The 15380-nt window shown below is 60.2% G+C and carries 17 protein-coding genes and 1 pseudogene; 7 read left to right on the forward strand and 11 right to left on the reverse strand.

The genetic code is table 11. The annotated features are described in order from the left end of the window. Window positions 1–50: 50 nt before the first annotated feature. From ACSQ87_RS11490 to ACSQ87_RS11510, 5 genes are read right to left on the reverse strand one after another with little or no spacing between them, the layout of a single operon-like run. Window positions 51–1400 (reverse strand): APC family permease, encoded by a 1350-nt coding sequence (locus tag ACSQ87_RS11490; protein ID WP_223433499.1) that lies wholly within the window; start codon window positions 1398–1400, stop codon window positions 51–53. A 57-nt stretch (window positions 1401–1457) separates the two neighbouring features. Next, a complete protein-coding gene (locus ACSQ87_RS11495) occupies window positions 1458–2210 on the reverse strand; it encodes an N-formylglutamate amidohydrolase (RefSeq protein WP_223433498.1) in 753 nt (250 codons plus the stop codon). Next, window positions 2194–3525 carry a glutamine synthetase family protein gene (locus ACSQ87_RS11500; protein WP_223433497.1) on the reverse strand — a complete coding sequence of 444 codons (1332 nt, stop codon included), beginning with the start codon at window positions 3523–3525 and terminating at the stop codon, window positions 2194–2196. The genes ACSQ87_RS11495 and ACSQ87_RS11500 overlap by 17 nt, the downstream gene beginning before the upstream one ends. Beyond that, window positions 3522–4166 (reverse strand): isochorismatase family cysteine hydrolase, encoded by a 645-nt coding sequence (locus ACSQ87_RS11505; protein WP_223433496.1) that lies wholly within the window; start codon window positions 4164–4166, stop codon window positions 3522–3524. The genes ACSQ87_RS11500 and ACSQ87_RS11505 overlap by 4 nt, the downstream gene beginning before the upstream one ends. Before the next feature lie 2 nt (window positions 4167–4168). Next, window positions 4169–5023, reverse strand: a complete 855-nt coding sequence (locus ACSQ87_RS11510) for a MurR/RpiR family transcriptional regulator (RefSeq protein ID WP_223433495.1) — start codon at window positions 5021–5023, stop codon at window positions 4169–4171. Window positions 5024–5364: 341 nt separating this feature from the next. Here ACSQ87_RS11510 and ACSQ87_RS11515 point away from each other — a divergent pair, with 341 nt between their 5' ends. Together ACSQ87_RS11515 and cobF are read left to right on the forward strand one after the other, a co-directional pair. After that, on the forward strand, window positions 5365–5937 hold the full coding sequence (locus ACSQ87_RS11515) for a histidine phosphatase family protein (protein WP_223433494.1): 573 nt from the start codon (window positions 5365–5367) through the stop codon (window positions 5935–5937). Beyond that, window positions 5937–6692 carry a precorrin-6A synthase (deacetylating) gene (cobF, locus tag ACSQ87_RS11520; RefSeq protein ID WP_223433493.1) on the forward strand — a complete coding sequence of 252 codons (756 nt, stop codon included), beginning with the start codon at window positions 5937–5939 and terminating at the stop codon, window positions 6690–6692. The genes ACSQ87_RS11515 and cobF overlap by 1 nt, the downstream gene beginning before the upstream one ends. Window positions 6693–6816: 124 nt before the next feature. Here cobF and ftrA read toward each other — a convergent pair whose 3' ends face one another. Further along, on the reverse strand, window positions 6817–7791 hold the full coding sequence (ftrA, locus tag ACSQ87_RS11525) for a transcriptional regulator FtrA (protein ID WP_223433492.1): 975 nt from the start codon (window positions 7789–7791) through the stop codon (window positions 6817–6819). Between the two features lie 101 nt (window positions 7792–7892). Between ftrA and ACSQ87_RS11530 the strand changes: the two genes are divergently transcribed. Next, window positions 7893–8327 (forward strand): rhodanese-like domain-containing protein, encoded by a 435-nt coding sequence (locus ACSQ87_RS11530; RefSeq protein WP_223433491.1) that lies wholly within the window; start codon window positions 7893–7895, stop codon window positions 8325–8327. A gap of 85 nt (window positions 8328–8412) precedes the next feature. Here ACSQ87_RS11530 and ACSQ87_RS11535 read toward each other — a convergent pair. Then, window positions 8413–8532, reverse strand: a pseudogene (locus tag ACSQ87_RS11535) (glutamine amidotransferase-related protein); the annotation flags it as partial. Between the two features lie 248 nt (window positions 8533–8780). On the opposite strand from ACSQ87_RS11535, the gene ACSQ87_RS11540 reads away from it, so the two are divergent. The 3 genes from ACSQ87_RS11540 (at window position 8781) to ACSQ87_RS11550 (ending at window position 11704) form a co-directional block, all read left to right on the forward strand. Then, window positions 8781–9560: an ABC transporter substrate-binding protein gene (locus ACSQ87_RS11540; RefSeq protein ID WP_056746669.1), complete on the forward strand. Its 780-nt coding sequence runs from the start codon at window positions 8781–8783 to the stop codon at window positions 9558–9560. 93 nt (window positions 9561–9653) lie between these two features. Further along, window positions 9654–10766, forward strand: a complete 1113-nt coding sequence (locus ACSQ87_RS11545; RefSeq protein WP_223433490.1) for a succinylglutamate desuccinylase/aspartoacylase family protein — start codon at window positions 9654–9656, stop codon at window positions 10764–10766. A gap of 221 nt (window positions 10767–10987) precedes the next feature. Continuing rightward, window positions 10988–11704 (forward strand): alpha/beta hydrolase, encoded by a 717-nt coding sequence (locus ACSQ87_RS11550; RefSeq protein WP_223433489.1) that lies wholly within the window; start codon window positions 10988–10990, stop codon window positions 11702–11704. Window positions 11705–11707: 3 nt separating this feature from the next. Here the strand turns inward: ACSQ87_RS11550 and ACSQ87_RS11555 are convergent, their stop codons facing one another. Next, window positions 11708–12295, reverse strand: coding sequence for a hypothetical protein (locus tag ACSQ87_RS11555; protein ID WP_223433488.1), 588 nt, complete (start codon window positions 12293–12295; stop codon window positions 11708–11710). Window positions 12296–12958: 663 nt separating this feature from the next. Here ACSQ87_RS11555 and ACSQ87_RS11560 point away from each other — a divergent pair. After that, entirely contained in the window at window positions 12959–13327 is a 369-nt protein-coding gene (locus tag ACSQ87_RS11560; protein ID WP_223433487.1) for a DUF6124 family protein, read from the forward strand. A gap of 82 nt (window positions 13328–13409) precedes the next feature. Here ACSQ87_RS11560 and ACSQ87_RS11565 read toward each other — a convergent pair whose 3' ends face one another. The 3 genes from ACSQ87_RS11565 to ACSQ87_RS11575 form a co-directional block, all read right to left on the reverse strand. Beyond that, window positions 13410–13736 carry a putative quinol monooxygenase gene (locus tag ACSQ87_RS11565; protein WP_223433486.1) on the reverse strand — a complete coding sequence of 109 codons (327 nt, stop codon included), beginning with the start codon at window positions 13734–13736 and terminating at the stop codon, window positions 13410–13412. Window positions 13737–13764: 28 nt separating this feature from the next. Then, window positions 13765–14439 carry a glutathione S-transferase family protein gene (locus tag ACSQ87_RS11570; protein WP_223433485.1) on the reverse strand — a complete coding sequence of 225 codons (675 nt, stop codon included), beginning with the start codon at window positions 14437–14439 and terminating at the stop codon, window positions 13765–13767. A gap of 121 nt (window positions 14440–14560) precedes the next feature. After that, window positions 14561–15355, reverse strand: coding sequence for a hypothetical protein (locus ACSQ87_RS11575; protein WP_223433484.1), 795 nt, complete (start codon window positions 15353–15355; stop codon window positions 14561–14563). Between the last annotated feature and the right edge of the window lie 25 nt (window positions 15356–15380).

The following is a 15380-nucleotide window of genomic DNA, read 5'->3' on the forward strand; positions in this document are numbered from 1 at the left end:
GTTAAATCGGCGGTCGCCTGAATGTTTGTCAAACGCCGCTTTTTTTCTTGTCAGCCATTGCTTGGGTCGGGCAGTACCGTGCTGGTGCCCAGTTTGTTGAGTACAAACAGGTAGGCCAGGCCCAGGGCAATCCAGATCAGGCCGAGTTTCTGTGCATCGACGCCCATGTTGTACATGATCGCCGCGACAATGATGAAGCCAATCACCGGGCAGATCAGGTGACGGATCACCTGGCCGGATTTCTGCCGCCGCCAGTAGTAGTTGACGACCGTCAGGTGCAGCAACATGAAACCGCTCAGTGCGCCGAAATTCACCAGCGAGGTGAGGGTGTCCACCGAGTTGATGAACAGGTAGCAGATCACCAGCGACAGCACGGCCACCAGGTAGATGCTCACGTACGGCGTGTTGTGTTTGGGGTGAACCTTGGCCAGTACCTTTGGCAGCTTGCCGTCTCGGGCCATGCCGAACAGCAGACGAGACACTGCCGCTTGGGAGGTGATTGCCACCGCAACGCCCCAGGCCAGCGCCGTCGCCACGGCGGTCAGGGTGGCCAGCCAGCTGCCGGCCGCGAGTTCAGCGATGTCATAAAACGCCGTGTCGGCCGATTTGAAACCCATGCCGGCCGCCAGGTCTGTCGCAATCCAGGTCTGCACGACGAAGATCACGCCCATGACCACCAGCGTGATCAGCGCGGCTTTGCCGACGCTGCGGCCCGGGTCACCCTTGATCTCTTCGGCGAGGGTGGAAATCGCATCGAAACCGAGGAACGACAGCACCGCAATCGACACCGCTTGCATCAGCAGGGCGAAGTTGAACGTCTCGGGGTTGTACAACGGCGCCAGGGTCAGCTGACCGTTACCGCCGCCACTGTGCAGCGCGTTCCAGGCGTAGAACAGGAAGATCCCCAGCACCACCAGTTGCGCCAGCAGAAAGATGATGTTCATTCGCGCGGTGAAGGTGATGCCCCGCAAGTTGACGAAGGTCGCGCTGACCAGGAAGGCCAGGATGAAACCGACCTTCGGAATGTCCGGGTACAAATGATTCAGGGCCATGGCCGCGTACACATACAGCAGCGGCGGAATCAGCAGGTAATCGAGGAGCATCAGCCAGCCGGCGATAAACCCTACGTGCTGGTTCAGGCCCCGTTGCGCGTAGGAATAAACCGAGCCCGCAATCGGAAAGGCTCGAGCCATGCTGCCGTAACTCAGGGCCGTGAAGAGCATCGCCACCATGCCGATGATGTAGGCCAGCGGTACCAGTCCCGGCGCCTCGGCGTTGACGTAGCCATAAACACCAAACGGTGCGATGGGGATCATGAAGATCATCCCGTACACCACCAGGTCGGTCAGCGACAGGCTGCGTTTCAACTCTTGCTTGTAGCCGAATTCTTCTATTTCCATGAAGCCCTTCTCCTTGGGATGAAAGCAGCTGCAAGCTGCAAGTTTGAAGCGATTGTTTTACAACAGCGGCGCCAGGTATTCGGTAAAGCGACTGATGGCTTCAGGCGTGCGCAGCAGGTCGTTGCGCACCTCGATCAACACTGATTCCAGGCCGCGTGTATCGCCGTGGACCGGCACGGTCATGTCGCCCAGCGGGTTGATTTTGTATGGTTCATTACCGGCAACCTTCAATGGGTGCAGACTCAAGCCATCGATCAATCGCCGGGCATATTCCCTGGCCTCGCCAAACAACACGCCGACTTCCAGCGTGCGGGGCTGGCCGTGATAGACCGGCGTGAAGCTGTGAATCCCCACCACCCGCACCGGTCGTCCTTGAGCGACACGTTCGTCGATCAAGTCTGTCAGACGCGAGTGAAATGGCTCGAACAGGGATTGCCGGCGGTACTCGCGGGTGGCTTCGTTCAGGTCCCGGTTTCCCGGCACTTGATAAATCTCGCTCTGCGCCGGAATGCTGTCCGGGGCTTGGCGCGGTCGGTTGAGGTCGACCAACAGCCGCGAATAATTGGCCGCCAACAGGGTTGCGCCCAATGCTCGGGACAAACCCTCGGCCAGCGCCAGGGCGCCGATGTCCCAGGCGATGTGCTCGCGGGCCGCTTCGTGACTCAGGCCCAGGTCATTTAACCCGGCCGGAATAAAACGGCTGGCGTGTTCGCACACCAGAATCAACGGGTGATCGGAGTCTTCCCGGCTCAGGGTGTACGCGGGCCCGGTGTAAAGACCGAGCTCAGCAGATTCAGTACAGGCGCGCATAGTGTTCACAGCGTTCGGCGGGCGACAGCTGTTCCGTCAGCGTCAGTTCCTCGGTTTTAAGGGCGAAGTAGGTGTCCAGTAACGCGCTCGGCAAGGCTTCAATCAGGGCCTCGCTGTTGCGCAGGCAGTCCAGGGCCTGGGCAAGGGAAGCGGGCAGGGCGACGATGCCGCGCGCCTGGCGTTGTTCTTCATTCAGGGAGTCGGGGACTTCATCGGTGATTGCGTTCAAGGCCATGCGTTGCTCGATGCCCAGCCGACCGGCAATCAGCAGCGCGGCCATGGCCAGATGCGGTGAGGACGTGGCGTCCATGGCGCGGAATTCCAGGTTGTATTGCGATGCCACCGATTTACCGCCCAAGCTTGTCGTCGGGCAGATTCGCAGCGCCGCTTCGCGGTTGCGTTGCCCGAGGCAAGCGTAGGACGCGCTCCAGTGATGAGGCTGCAAACGCTCGTAGGACACCGGCGTCGGCGCGGTAAACGCACAGAGCGCGGGCAGGTGATGCAGGATGCCGGCGGCCCAGTGCTGGCCGAGGGTCGACAAGCCATTGGTGGTGCCGGCGTCGTACATCACCGGTTGGCCAGCCAGGTCCAGCAGGCTGACGTGCAGGTGCACGCCGTTGCACACCGCGTGCTCCGAGGTCTTGGGCGCGAAGCTCAACGCCAGGCCCATTTGCCGGGCGATCTCGCGGGTGATTTCACGCACGTTCACCGCGCGGTCGGCAGCGGCCACGCCCAGGGTCGGGCGACAGGTGATTTCGTATTGATGCTTGCCGTACTCGGGCAGGAACATTTCCGGTTCGACGCCACCGGCACGCAGTGCGCTGAGCAGCCAACCGCCAAACTCGGCACCCTGACGCTGGGCTTGCAGAGAAAACGCCAGGTGTTCAACGTCGCCGGTGTTCAAGTTGAATTCATGCTCGAACGCTGCATTGATCTGCAAGCCCAACTCGGCGCGATAACGCTCTACTTCGTTGCGCAACACGGTACGCGGGCAGGCACCCCACGGGCGGCCATCGGTTTCGCGAATGTCACAGTGCATAAAATCCAGCGCCGGCGCGTTGGCATCCGGGCCGTTACTGACCGTCACTCGGCTGACCGGATCGGGCATCAGCCGCAAATCTCCATAAGCGCCCCACGGGTTGGCGTAGGCGATGATGTCTTGCGGGGTCAGCGCACTGTTGGCCGGCACCCAGCCACACCCCGTCTTTTGATAGTGCTCGAGTTCGTCCGTGGGAAAGGAGCGCCCGCGTGTCACACCGATCAGGTCGGTGGTGACGAGGGTGGTCATGGGCAGTGGCAACAGGCGCTCGCTCATGACTGCATCTCCTGCAACCGGCCGAGCACAGTCTGGGTGTCGGTGATCCAGCAGTAACCCTTGATTGCATTCAGGCAGGCCTGATGCCGTGCGGGCGTGTAAGTCGCGCAGGCATCTTCCACCAGCGTTACCAGATAACCGCGGTCCGCGGCGTCACGCACGGCCATGTCCACGCACTGGTCGGTGACGATGCCGGCGATGATCAGGTGTCGCGTCCCGAGGTTGCGCAGCACGTAGTCGATGTGGGTGGAGTTGAAGACTCCGGACGAGGTCTTGGGCAGCACGATTTCGTTTTCTGCCGGGGTCAGGTCTTCGATGATCCGTGCTTGCGGGCTGCCTTTGGGCAAGTGCATGTCCGAGAGCTTATGGTCCAGCGAGCGGTCGCGGCCATCGGCGGTGAGGCTTTCGATGATCGTGTGCAGCACGTTTTGCCGGGCGCTGCGAAAGGCGCTGAGTAACCGGCGTTGATTGGGCACCACCTGCATGTGGGTGCGGGTCAGGAAGTACTCGGCGTCCGGCCCGTTGAGGTGCGGGTCGAACTGCGGCTCAAGCCAGGCGCGTTGCATGTCCACCAGCAACAGCGCGGTGTGATCGGTGAGGAACGGCAAATCCCGAGGCGAGTGGTGGGGGAGCGTGAACATCCTTATTTATCCTCCAGCAGGTGGGTGTCGAAGTCGGTCCGCAGGGCGTCGATGCCCTCCAGGCGATCGGCCAGATCCGGACTGCGCAGGGTCAGGCAGGCAATCAGCGCCTCGACCTGGGCCAGCGCCGGAACCAGGGAGTCGAAGGCCGACACCGATTCCACCGGCGCACTGATAATCAGGTCGGCCATTTCCCGCAACGGTGAAGCATAGATGTCGGTGAACAACACCACGCGTGCATATCGACTTTTCGCCGCATTGGCCACGCGCAGGGCTTGTGACTGGTAGCGGCGATAGTCGAACACCAGCACCACGTCCTGACGCTGCACGTCGAACAAACGGTCGGGCAGTTGCGCGTCGTCTTCCAGCGCGAAACAGCCCGGACGCAGCAAGCGCAGGTGATTGAGTAAATAACTGGCGAGGAAACTGCTGAAGCGCCCCCCGAAGCAATGCACCTGATGGCGGGTGTCGAGCAGCCATTCCACCAGAATCCGCACATCTTCGGGTTGGGTCAGCGCATGGGTGTCCACCAGCGCTCGATGGCTGTGCGCCAGATATTGGCTCCAGGCGTCGCCTTTCTGAAGATGAGCACGAGGTTGCAACAGGGTGCTGGGAGAACGGAGGCGGTGGTCCATGTCGCTGAGCAGGGCATCCTGGAAATCGGCATAACCGCTGAAACCCAGTTTTTTGACCAGTCGCACGATGGTGGGATCGCTGACACCGGCATGTTCGGCCAAACGTGACATCGGGCCCAGTCCGTTACGCGGGTACTGGTCCAGCAAGGCACGGATGACTTTGCGTTCCGACGGCGTAAGGTCCAGGCCGGGATCGGTGATCAGGTCTCTGAGAGAAGGCATCCGGGCTCCTGCTGGATGGATATGTCGGTTTCATTTCATAAATTGCTAAAACAGTATTTGTGTAGCGGACTCAACATGTCTAGTGAATTTTTTCATGGTTTCTTAAAGCCCCAAAACAGGGCGAAAAGCCCGTGGGCCTTGGGCTACACGGAAGTCGACTGAGCTTGTAGGCCATTGCCCATAGTGGTGTCGGATATCGCCGAATTTTTCAGGTGTATCAAGTTTTAGAACCTGTATGGCCGGATCAAACGAAACGCCCTGGATCGCGCTTCTTGCGGCACAATTGGGCAATTATTTTCGGCGTGACGCCGTTTCAATTTCCATCGATAGAGTGATCCTTCGTGCAGGCGACCCGTTTGACCCTGATGTGCCACGCTCGAACCGTCGCACAAAAATTGGCGTGTTTTCCTACGAATGAGCCCATAGAGATGGATTGGCAATCGGCAAAGGGATCGCGTCGTGCTCAGTTCAAGGGGACACCGCGACTGGTGTGTGGACCTGAACTGCGAACCCGGCAAACCGCCGAGCTGTTCGGCAGCGACGTGGAGATTGTCGAGGCATTGAGGGATTGCGATTTCGGGAGCTGGAAAGGCGCGCGAATCGACGATGTGCAAAAATCCGCAGCCCAAGCGTTGCAGATCTGGCTCGATGATCCGAACTCGTCGCCCCACGGTGGCGAGTCGGTGGTGCAACTCGGTGAACGAGTGGCCGCTTGGCTGAAAACGCTGGAGGCCACACCGGGACACATCGTTGCCATCACCCATCCGTTTGTCATGCGCGCCGCGCTGACGCAGGTGCTGCAAGGCGCAGCGTTCAACCTGATCGACGTTGAACCGCTGTCGGCCATCGAGTTGCGGTTCAACGGCCGCTGGCGCTTACGCTTGCTGGGCACTGACCCTGAGGGAACACGTTGATGAAAAAACTTCTGGTCATTGGCATCGGCGCCGGCAACCCCGACTACATCACGATGCAAGCCGTGAAAGCGCTGAACCTCGTCGACGTGTTTTTTCTCATGGACAAGGGCCAGAGCAAAGACAAACTGATCGACCTGCGCCGAGAGATCTGCGAGCGCTACATCACCGATCGCGACTACCGCTTCGTCGAAGCCCACACCCCGGAGCGCGAACGCGGTGATGTGGACTATAAGGCCAGTGTGGAAGACCTGAACCTGGCCAAGCAGCAGACCTTCGAACGGTTGATCAGCGAGGAAATGACTGACGAGCAGTGCGCCGGTTTTCTGGTGTGGGGTGATCCGTCGTTGTACGACAGCACGATCCGGATCTTGCAGGCGATTCTGGCCTCGGGCCGCTGCGTCTTCGAATTTGAAGTGATCCCCGGCATCACCAGTGTCCAGGCGCTGGCGGCGCAGCATAAGGTGCCGCTGAACCGCATTGGCCGCTCGATTGAAATCACCACGGGTCGACGGCTGGCGGCGGGGCAGGTGAGCAATGCCGACAGCCTGGTGGTGATGCTCGATGCAGAAGATTCCTACCATCGGGTGGCGGACCAGGAGACAGAGATTTACTGGGGGGCCTATCTGGGGACGCCGGATGAAATCCTGATCAGCGGCAAGCTCAAGGAGGTGGCGGATGAGATCGAGCGAGTGCGCAAGGCGGCCCGGTTGGAGAATGGGTGGATTATGGATACTTATCTGCTGCGTAAGCCGTGAGTGCAGCGATGTCTGGGCTGACGCCTTCGCGAGCAAGCCCGCTCCCACAGTTGACCGAGTAGTTTGGACGGACGCGGTCTAATGTGGGAGCGGGCTTGCTCGCGAAGAGGCCCTCAAACACACCTCAAATTATTGCTTTAACCTCCCGCCCAAACCGCTCCCGATACACCGACGGCGGCACCCCGACCACACTGCGAAACGCCACCCGAAAACTCTCCACCGAGCGATAACCACAGCGCTGGGCGATCTGGTCGGTGTTCTGGCTCGTGCTCTCAAGCAGCTCGCGGGCCCGACCCAGGCGCTCATGCTGCAACCACGCCTTGGGCGGCATGCCGGTGGCTTCAGTGAAGCGGCGCAGAAACGTCCGTTCACTCATGGCCGCTTCACTCGCCAGCTCGCGAACCTCCAGCGGTTCGTGCAAACGCTCGCGTGCCCACTGCATGACGCGGGACAAATCGCTACGCGGTGTAGGACTGACCGGTGTCGGAATGAATTGCGCCTGACCGCCGGTGCGTTGCGGCGACATCACCAGCCGCCGCGCCACCGAGTTGGCCACTTGCGTACCGAAATCCCGCGCCACCAAGTGCAGACAAGCATCGATACCGGCTGCGCTGCCGGCCGAGGTGATCAGTTGACCTGAATCGACATAGAGCACGTCCGGGTCCACCAGAATGTTCGGAAAACGCTCGGCCAATTCAGCGGTGTAGCGCCAGTGCGTGGTGGCGCCGCGACCGTCGAGCAAACCGGTGGCCGCCAGCACGAACACGCCCGAGCAGATCGACAGCAGCCGCGCACCCCGCGCATGGGCCTGGCGCAGGGCCGCGATCAGTGCCTCCGGCACCGGGGCGCTGCGATCACGCCAGCCGGGAATGATGATGGTCCGGGCGTCCTGGAGCAGTTCCATGCCGCCATCGGCCAGTACCTGAATGCCGCCCATGGCACGCATCGGGCCTTGATCCACTGCGACAATCCGGTGCTCGTACCAAGGGAAGTCGAACTCCGGCCGCGCCAGTCCGAAGATCTCCACGGCGATGCCGAACTCGAACGTACAGAGGCCGTCGTAGGCCAGAATCGCGACCAATCCAGGGGTGGGCTGCATTTGGCGGAAAGTTCCCGGTGAGTGTCTTGTGCGCCACTGTAGCCGCAAGCATCGGGCGGATAAAGTCTTCTCACACCCACCGAGACTTTGGAGTACAGCCCATGACCAGCCTGGTCCGCGAGATTCCCGCCGCCCCATCGGCCATCGCCCTGATGCATTTCAGCAACCGTCTGACCTTCGAAACCGACTGTTCCGACGTCCACGGCAGCCAACAGGCTGGTGAAGTGGATTTTGTCCTGGTAGACGTGCGCGGCCCGCTCGCGTTTGAGCGTGGGCATGTGCCGGGAGCGATCAATATTCCGGGGCGACTGCTGAGCGCTGAAGGTCTGGCGGCTTACCCGAAAACCAGCGTGTTCGTGGTGTATTGCGCGGGGCCCCACTGCAACGGTGCCAACAAGGCTGCCGTGAAACTGGCGGCGCTGGGTTACCCGGTCAAGGAAATGATCGGCGGGGTGACCGGGTGGCTGGATGAAGGGTTTGAGTTGAGTGTTGCGATGCAACGGCCTGCCAGCACCGTGATCGGTTGCGAATGTTGATGTAGTCGAAAAGATCTACGCGATCCCCTGTAGGAGCTGTCGAGTGAAACGAGGCTGCGATTTGCTTCTAAACGGATGCCCACCACCCATCCAGCGTCGCCCGCAATGTCCATCCGGTTTCCGTACGATCCATCCGCCGCACATTCCCGCCCAGACTCAGCGCCAGCAACTGCGCCCCCAGGCAAATCGCAAACACCGGTGCGCCTCAACGTGGGCATAAGGGCTCTCTTGTAGTTTTTGCTTGTAGGTTTTGTCTGAAAAAAGGGCTTGTCCTACAGTCTTTGCACCGGCTTGGCGCACGCTTCAAGGGACTCGAATCCGTCGGCCACTTTTATATAAGTATTTGTCGCTTAAACACAATTTGCCCTCCTTGAGCCGCTCTAGACTGCCGGCCACTTCGGTCTTCACCTACCGAAAGCTGCCAATAAAAGCCTCCGCACACAGGAGTTATAAATGAAGAAGCTAGTGATGTTCGGTGCCCTGGCACTGTCGATGTTGTCCCTGACGGCTGTGGCCGAAGACGCCAAGCCGATCCGCCTCGGTATCGAAGCCGGTTACCCGCCATTCTCGATGAAAACCCCTGATGGCAAACTCACCGGCTTCGACGTGGACATCGGCGACGCGCTGTGCGAGCAGATGAAAGTGAAGTGCACCTGGGTCGAGCAGGAGTTCGACGGCCTGATCCCGGCCCTGAAGGTCAAGAAAATCGACGCGATCCTGTCGTCCATGACCATCACCGACGATCGTAAAAAGAACGTCGATTTCACCATCAAGTACTACCACACCCCGGCGCGCTTCGTGATGAAGGAAGGCACCGACATCAAAGACCCGCTGACCGAACTCAAAGGCAAGAAAGTCGGTGTGCTGCGCGCCAGTACCCACGACCGCTTCGCCACTGAAGTGCTGGTGCCGGCCGGTATCAATCTGGTTCGTTACGGCTCGCAGCAGGAAGCCAACCTGGACATGGTTGCCGGTCGTCTCGACGCGATGCTGGCCGACTCGGTCAACCTGGACGACGGTTTCCTGAAAACCGACGCCGGTAAAGGCTTCGCTTTCGTGGGCCCGACTTACGAAGACGCCAAGTACTTCGGCGGCGGCGCCGGTATCGCTGTGCGCAAGGGCGATACCGCCCTGGCAGAGAAATTCAACACCGCCATCACCGAAATCCGCGCCAACGGCAAGTACAAGCAAGTGCAAGACAAGTACTTCGACTTTGACGTTTACGGCCAGTAATCCCGCCGTTCAAAAAAGTGGCAACCGTTGACGCGGTTGCCACTTTTTTTATGTGATTTATTCTGCGACATAGATCCCATGTAGGAGCTGCTCATGCAACGCATCGATCATTCACTGCCCTGGAGCCACCTGGGCACCGAACGTACCCTCAGCGTGTTTCGTTATGGTGCGGGCACTCGCAAGGTCTACATCCAGGCCAGCCTGCACGCTGATGAATTGCCCGGCATGCGCACGGCATGGGAACTGAAAAAGCGTCTGAGCGAACTCGAAGCCCTGGGCCAGTTGCAGGGCGTGATCGAACTGGTCCCGGTGGCCAATCCCATCGGCCTCGATCAGCACCTGCAAGGCAGCCACATGGGCCGCTTCGAGCTGGGCAGCGGCAAGAACTTCAACCGCTCCTTCGTCGAACTCAGCGCACCGGTGGCCGAGTTGATCGGCGATCGCTTGGGCAGTGACGCGGCTGCCAACATTGCGCTGATTCGCCAGACCATGGGTCAGGTACTCGACGGCCTGCCGGCACCGGCCTCGCAGCTTGAAGCCATGCACCGCTTGCTGTTGCGCCACGCCTGTGAGGCCGACATCACCCTTGATCTGCATTGTGATTTCGACGCGGCGATTCATCTGTATGCCTTGCCGCAACACTGGCCGCAGTGGCAATCCCTGGCGGCGCGTTTGAAGGCTGGGGTTGCGTTGCTCTGTGAAGATTCCGGCGGCAGCTCATTCGATGAGTCGTGTTCAACGCCGTGGTTGCGTCTGGCAAGGGCTTTCCCTGAGGCCGCGATCCCGCCGGCCAACCTGGCGACGACGCTGGAGCTGGGCAGCATGGGTGATACGCGAGTCGATCAGGCTCAGGCCAATTGCGAGGCGATTCTCGGCTTCCTCGCCGAGCAGGGTTTCATCCAAGGCACTTGGCCTGCGGCACCGAGCGAATGCTGTGAAGGCATGCCGTTCGAAGGCACCCAATACCTGTTCGCGCCGCATCACGGGGTCGTCAGTTTCCTGCGCGATTCGGGTGAATGGGTGGAGAAGGGGGATGCGCTGTTTGAAGTGGTCGATCCGCTGAATGATCGGGTCACGACTGTTTGCGCCGGGACCAGTGGCGTGTTGTTTGCGATTGATCGCGGGCGCTATACGCAGCCGGGCACCTGGCAGGCGAAGGTCGCGGGGCGCGAGCCGATTCGGGTCGGGAAGTTGATTAACGACTGAGGATCTTAGTCGTTTTCGAGGCCGCTTTCGCGAGCAAGTCGGATCGCCGCACCGCCGCTCCCACAGTTGACCGAGTTGTGTGGATGGATGCGGTCGCCTGTGGGAGCGGGCTTGCTCGCGAAGAGGCCCGATGAAGCGGCGAAGATGTCCAGCCAATTATCGACATCCCGATTCACAGTGTTAGGCTCTGCCCCGAATCCTGCACTTGTGAAGGAAGGTTTATGTTGAAGTTTTTCGCTCTGCTGACACTCCTGGCGTCGGCCGCCGTCCACGCTCAAACCCCGCTGCAAACTGATCTGCCGCTCAAGTACCTGGAGCAGGCCAACCCCGAATCGCGCAATCAGCCCTTGGTGATTTTCCTCCACGGTTACGGCAGTAACGAGCAGGACCTGTTCGACATCAAGGATGAACTGCCCGCGTCATACAACTACCTGTCGGTACGCGCACCGATGGTGATGGAGGAGGACAGTTACAAGTGGTTTCGCCAGAAGGGCAACGCGGCCTACAACGGTGAGACCGATGATCTGAAGTCCAGCGGCCAGGTGCTGCAGGATTTCGTCGCACAGGCGGCGAAGAAATATCACACCGAACCGAACAAGGTGTTCCTGGTGGGTTTCAGCCAGGGCGCGATCATGTCGTACGAGGTGGCCCTGCGTCACCCAGAGGCGGTGGGCGGGATCGCGGCGTTGAGCGGGCGGATTTTGCCGGTGCTCCAGTCCGAATTGAAACCGGATGAAAAGCGCCAGAAGCTGGCGATTTTCATCGGTCATGGCACGGCGGATAAACGCCTACCGTACGTTGACGGCACGGACGCCGACAGCCTGTTGCAGAGCCTGTCACTCAAGCCTGAATTTCATGCCTACCCTGGCGTTGGTCACAGCATCAGTGCTGCCGAAATGCAGGACTTGAGCGCCTGGTTGCAGCGTCTCAATCCCTGATGCTTACTTGCCGGTGACGATCTGTTTGACCAGCGTCTCGTGGCCAGCATTGTCGCTGAGACGGGAAATCACCTGAATGATCGCCATGCGCGTGTTGGACGCGGCCATCACTGTGGTGTCGAGGGTTTTGCCGCCGCCCTGGGTGGCGGTGCTGTCGATCTGCCGCAGCCCCAAGCCAGTGCCTTTCTGGGTCAGGCTTTTTTCGCTGAGCTTGGTGAAGTCCCGCAGCGCCGTGGCTTGTTGGGTGGCGAAGTCAGACGCCACGGAGTCGAGGAACTGACCGTCGTTGTCTTTGACGTTGAGGCCGCCGGGGATGGTGTTTTCAGCAGCGATCACGACGGTTTTAGTGGCCTGATTGGTGTACATGGTGCCCGTTGCCCCGGCGGTGCCGGTGGCCGCGTCGCCGGCAGGCAACGGGTTGGCGACGAAGCCTTTAGGCAGGTTGAACGTGAACTTGCCGCCGAGCATCGAGACTTTCTGTGCGGGCGCGGTATCGCTGGCAGTGACCTTGGCGGCCTGCGCATTCAGCGCTCCCAGACTGGCAACCGCCGTCAAGAACAGGACAGCGGCTTTTTTACTCAACAATGACATTCAGAAACTCCATGGGATGGTCGGTCTCGCGGTAGGGGGCGATCATCCCATGGAGGTTGCGGCGCATTCCAGCGCAGTTTAACGGACGGTCATGTTCCTTTGGCCAGCGCAGGGAACAGATCCAACCAGCCGCGGCTATACGTCATCGGCCTGGCCCACCGTCACCCACATGCGCGACTTCGAAAACGTGCACCGCACCCGCAGCAGGATTTCAAGTGGGCGGTAGGTGCGGCCGCACTAAACCTCTCGCTTGCGACAGCCAACCCCTAAAAAATGTCGGACGCTTCCTCAATTTTTTGAACGCTTACACGCGTTTAACGTACACGTTTAAGGACACCCGCTGTTACGTCCTAACGGCTACAACGCCTTGCGCCGTTGCCTACGCGTACGCCAGAATCCGCCGGCTTGTGCGGCTGTGGGGCGGGCTATATCGTTTCCCTGTCACTGAAAAACAGTGATCGGGTTTGGTAGACCCGTAGCATCGACGCATAGCGTCACCTTTGGCGGTCCTTTCCCAGGGCTGCGGTTTCATGGTGGCCATGCGTAGGGCTCCTCCGGGGGCGCCGGTCCGATGCCCGGTCTACCAACCTCCGTATGGCCGCCACCCTCCGTTTGGTAGCGAGATGGTGATGGCTCCAATTCAGCAGCATCGGAGTTCCATCTATGTTCAAAGTTACGCCCAACCCCCCGAATACCGGTCCGGTACCCTACGACGTCTTTCGTGATCTTGACCCCAAGAAAATGACAGAGGCGGCCGACCGCGCACTCAGCTTCTACCTCAATCCCGGGGCGTCGAAAACGCAGATACCGCCCCGCAAGCCCAGCACCATTTTCACCATCGACGCAGCGGTGGATGACGAAACGTTGCTCGTCGAGGCCTGCGAATCGTTGGCATCAGCCAGCGCCATGGTCAACGATCTCACCGACTTGACGGACGGCCCACGACGCCAAACGATGCTGGTGCTGCAACGGGTCCTCATGTTGGGGGAGTTAGCGGTCAATCGCGTACTGGACAACCACAAGCCTGGGTAGTCGCCAGGCGGGTAGTGAGGGCGCTTGCGCCCTCGCTGTTTAGCAGCATTCACGCGGCTCGTGGTCACGCTGGAAGGTCCGTTCAGACCCCACGTCGCACCGGATAACTCTTGATCACATCCAGAAACTCAATGCGACGTTCGCGGACCAGCAACTGCGGAAGCAGCTGTTCATACGCCTGTCGATACGGCTTGCTCAGGTGACGCGTGATGAAGTCGTCCTTGCTGCAGTTCCAGGTTTCGTAGAGCACCAAGGTGTTCGGATCGTCCTGGAGTTGGTGGACCCAGGTGTTGACGAAGTCCGGCTCGGCCGACATCTGGTGCACCACGTCCAGCAGCCGTTCTTTCATTTCGGCGAAACGTTCCGGTTTGGCCGGCAGGTAAACGATAAACGCGACTTGATCACTCATTTCATCACCTTCGAATGCTGTAAATGGGTTACTGCGCCTGGTTCTGCGGGAACAGGTTGCGACGGGTTTCTTCGTCGAAGTCGGCCTTCAGCACCAGTTTCTCTTTAAGACCGTGGGCCCGCTGGGCGGCCGGACGGGCGCTTATTTCATCGAACAGACGCTTGACGTTCGGGTACGCCGCCAGGCCGTTCTCGCCGAGGATGTACGGCGCGTAATTGGCCCAACCCCAGAGCGCCATGTCGGCGATGCTGTAGGTGTTGCCGGCCAGGTACTGATGCTCGGCCAGTCGCTGATCGAGCACGCGGTAGTGGCGTTCGACTTCCTTGAGGTAGCGGTTTTTCGCATACGCCAGGTCTTCCGGAGCGTGGTGCAGGAAATGCACCGCCTGACCGGAAAATGGCGACAGGCCCGTGGCGAGGAACATCAGCCAGGACAGTAGCTCGGCCTGACCTGCGACGGAGGTCGGCAGGAAGCGCTGATGTTTTTGCGCCAGGTGCAGCAGGATCGCCTGGGAGTCGAATACGGTCGCGTCGCCATCGACCAGGGCTGGCACCTTGGCGTTCGGGTTGATCGCCAAAAAGGCCGGCAGGTGTTGCTCGCCCTTGAAGGTGTCGACGCCGATCAACTCGTAGGGCGTTTGCAGTTCTTCGAGCAGCAGGGCGACTTTCATCGGGTTGGGCGACGGATGGAAAAAGAACTTCATGGTGGAGGCCTCAGTCAGTGGTTGGTTTTGAACTGAGGCTGATGTTGAAGTAAACCTGTTCGATTGACGTGCGAGCTTTTTGCTTTACTCGTTCGAAACTATCGAACGTGTTATCGACACTTTAGCGTTTGATCGCCGTACGTCCAGCGTCCGGTACCGGGCTCGCCGGCTTGGCCAACAAACGCTTGGTCACCCCGAGCATACCCACTGACACCGCGACGCCCAGGGCGAATGCGCTCAAACCCATGCCTGGCAAGGCCAGCGCCAACACCAGGCAAAACGCGGCGAACGAATACATGCCGGTAGCGGTGGCCCGCAACAATGCGGCGGTAAAGGCCGGCCCGCGGGTTTGCTGGGAGAACACCGCCATCACGCTGCCCAGCACCGGGAACACCGCGAGCAGGCCGCTCCAGCGTTCGCCAACGGTGCTGGCCAACAACGTGACAGCGAGGGTCAGCAGGGCGCCGGCAATCATGCGCAACAGCAATTTGTCGGACTTCGGCGCCGGGCCCGAAACAATCGGCTGTACCGAGGGAAACAGATACGGCGCCGCCAGCAGTGCAGTCGCGGCGGCGATCACCGAGAGTGCCAGGGACGGGGGAATCAACGACAGCACAACGGCCGCCGTGGCCCAGACCAACAGCGAAATCACCAGCGCCCACGGCCACTTCGCGCGTTGTGCAACCTGAGCGTAGGTCACGCAAAAGGCAATCATCGCGAACATCGCTGAAAGCGCTGCCGTCGCCGATTGAGCGGCGAACACCTGGCCTTGTTCGATGGCGAGAAAGAACAGAATCGGCCCGACCACCACCGGCAATCCCGACAGCCAACCGGCGACGCTTGGTCCCCAGCGTTTCCCGGCCAGGGAAATCAGCAAGAGAAATCCTGGGATGACCAGCAGTTTGAGTAACAGCACGCACGCACCTCCGACCTGAGTGAGG

The organism is Pseudomonas sp. LjRoot277 (genome assembly GCF_964253845.1).
GTDB lineage: Bacteria > Pseudomonadota > Gammaproteobacteria > Pseudomonadales > Pseudomonadaceae > Aquipseudomonas.

Coding starts and splice junctions, on each gene's coding strand:
- ftrA (WP_223433492.1), bottom strand. CDS start 7,791: ATGCAGCCCACCCCTGGATTGGTCGCGATTCTGGCCTACGACGGCCTC.
- ACSQ87_RS11540 (WP_056746669.1), top strand. CDS start 8,781: ATGAAGAAGCTAGTGATGTTCGGTGCCCTGGCACTGTCGATGTTGTCC.
- ACSQ87_RS11565 (WP_223433486.1), bottom strand. CDS start 13,736: ATGAGTGATCAAGTCGCGTTTATCGTTTACCTGCCGGCCAAACCGGAA.
- ACSQ87_RS11500 (WP_223433497.1), bottom strand. CDS start 3,525: ATGAGCGAGCGCCTGTTGCCACTGCCCATGACCACCCTCGTCACCACC.
- ACSQ87_RS11505 (WP_223433496.1), bottom strand. CDS start 4,166: ATGTTCACGCTCCCCCACCACTCGCCTCGGGATTTGCCGTTCCTCACC.
- ACSQ87_RS11560 (WP_223433487.1), top strand. CDS start 12,959: ATGTTCAAAGTTACGCCCAACCCCCCGAATACCGGTCCGGTACCCTAC.
- ACSQ87_RS11495 (WP_223433498.1), bottom strand. CDS start 2,210: ATGCGCGCCTGTACTGAATCTGCTGAGCTCGGTCTTTACACCGGGCCC.
- ACSQ87_RS11550 (WP_223433489.1), top strand. CDS start 10,988: ATGTTGAAGTTTTTCGCTCTGCTGACACTCCTGGCGTCGGCCGCCGTC.
- ACSQ87_RS11570 (WP_223433485.1), bottom strand. CDS start 14,439: ATGAAGTTCTTTTTCCATCCGTCGCCCAACCCGATGAAAGTCGCCCTG.
- cobF (WP_223433493.1), top strand. CDS start 5,937: ATGAAAAAACTTCTGGTCATTGGCATCGGCGCCGGCAACCCCGACTAC.
- ACSQ87_RS11545 (WP_223433490.1), top strand. CDS start 9,654: ATGCAACGCATCGATCATTCACTGCCCTGGAGCCACCTGGGCACCGAA.
- ACSQ87_RS11490 (WP_223433499.1), bottom strand. CDS start 1,400: ATGGAAATAGAAGAATTCGGCTACAAGCAAGAGTTGAAACGCAGCCTG.
- ACSQ87_RS11530 (WP_223433491.1), top strand. CDS start 7,893: ATGACCAGCCTGGTCCGCGAGATTCCCGCCGCCCCATCGGCCATCGCC.
- ACSQ87_RS11510 (WP_223433495.1), bottom strand. CDS start 5,023: ATGCCTTCTCTCAGAGACCTGATCACCGATCCCGGCCTGGACCTTACG.
- ACSQ87_RS11555 (WP_223433488.1), bottom strand. CDS start 12,295: ATGTCATTGTTGAGTAAAAAAGCCGCTGTCCTGTTCTTGACGGCGGTT.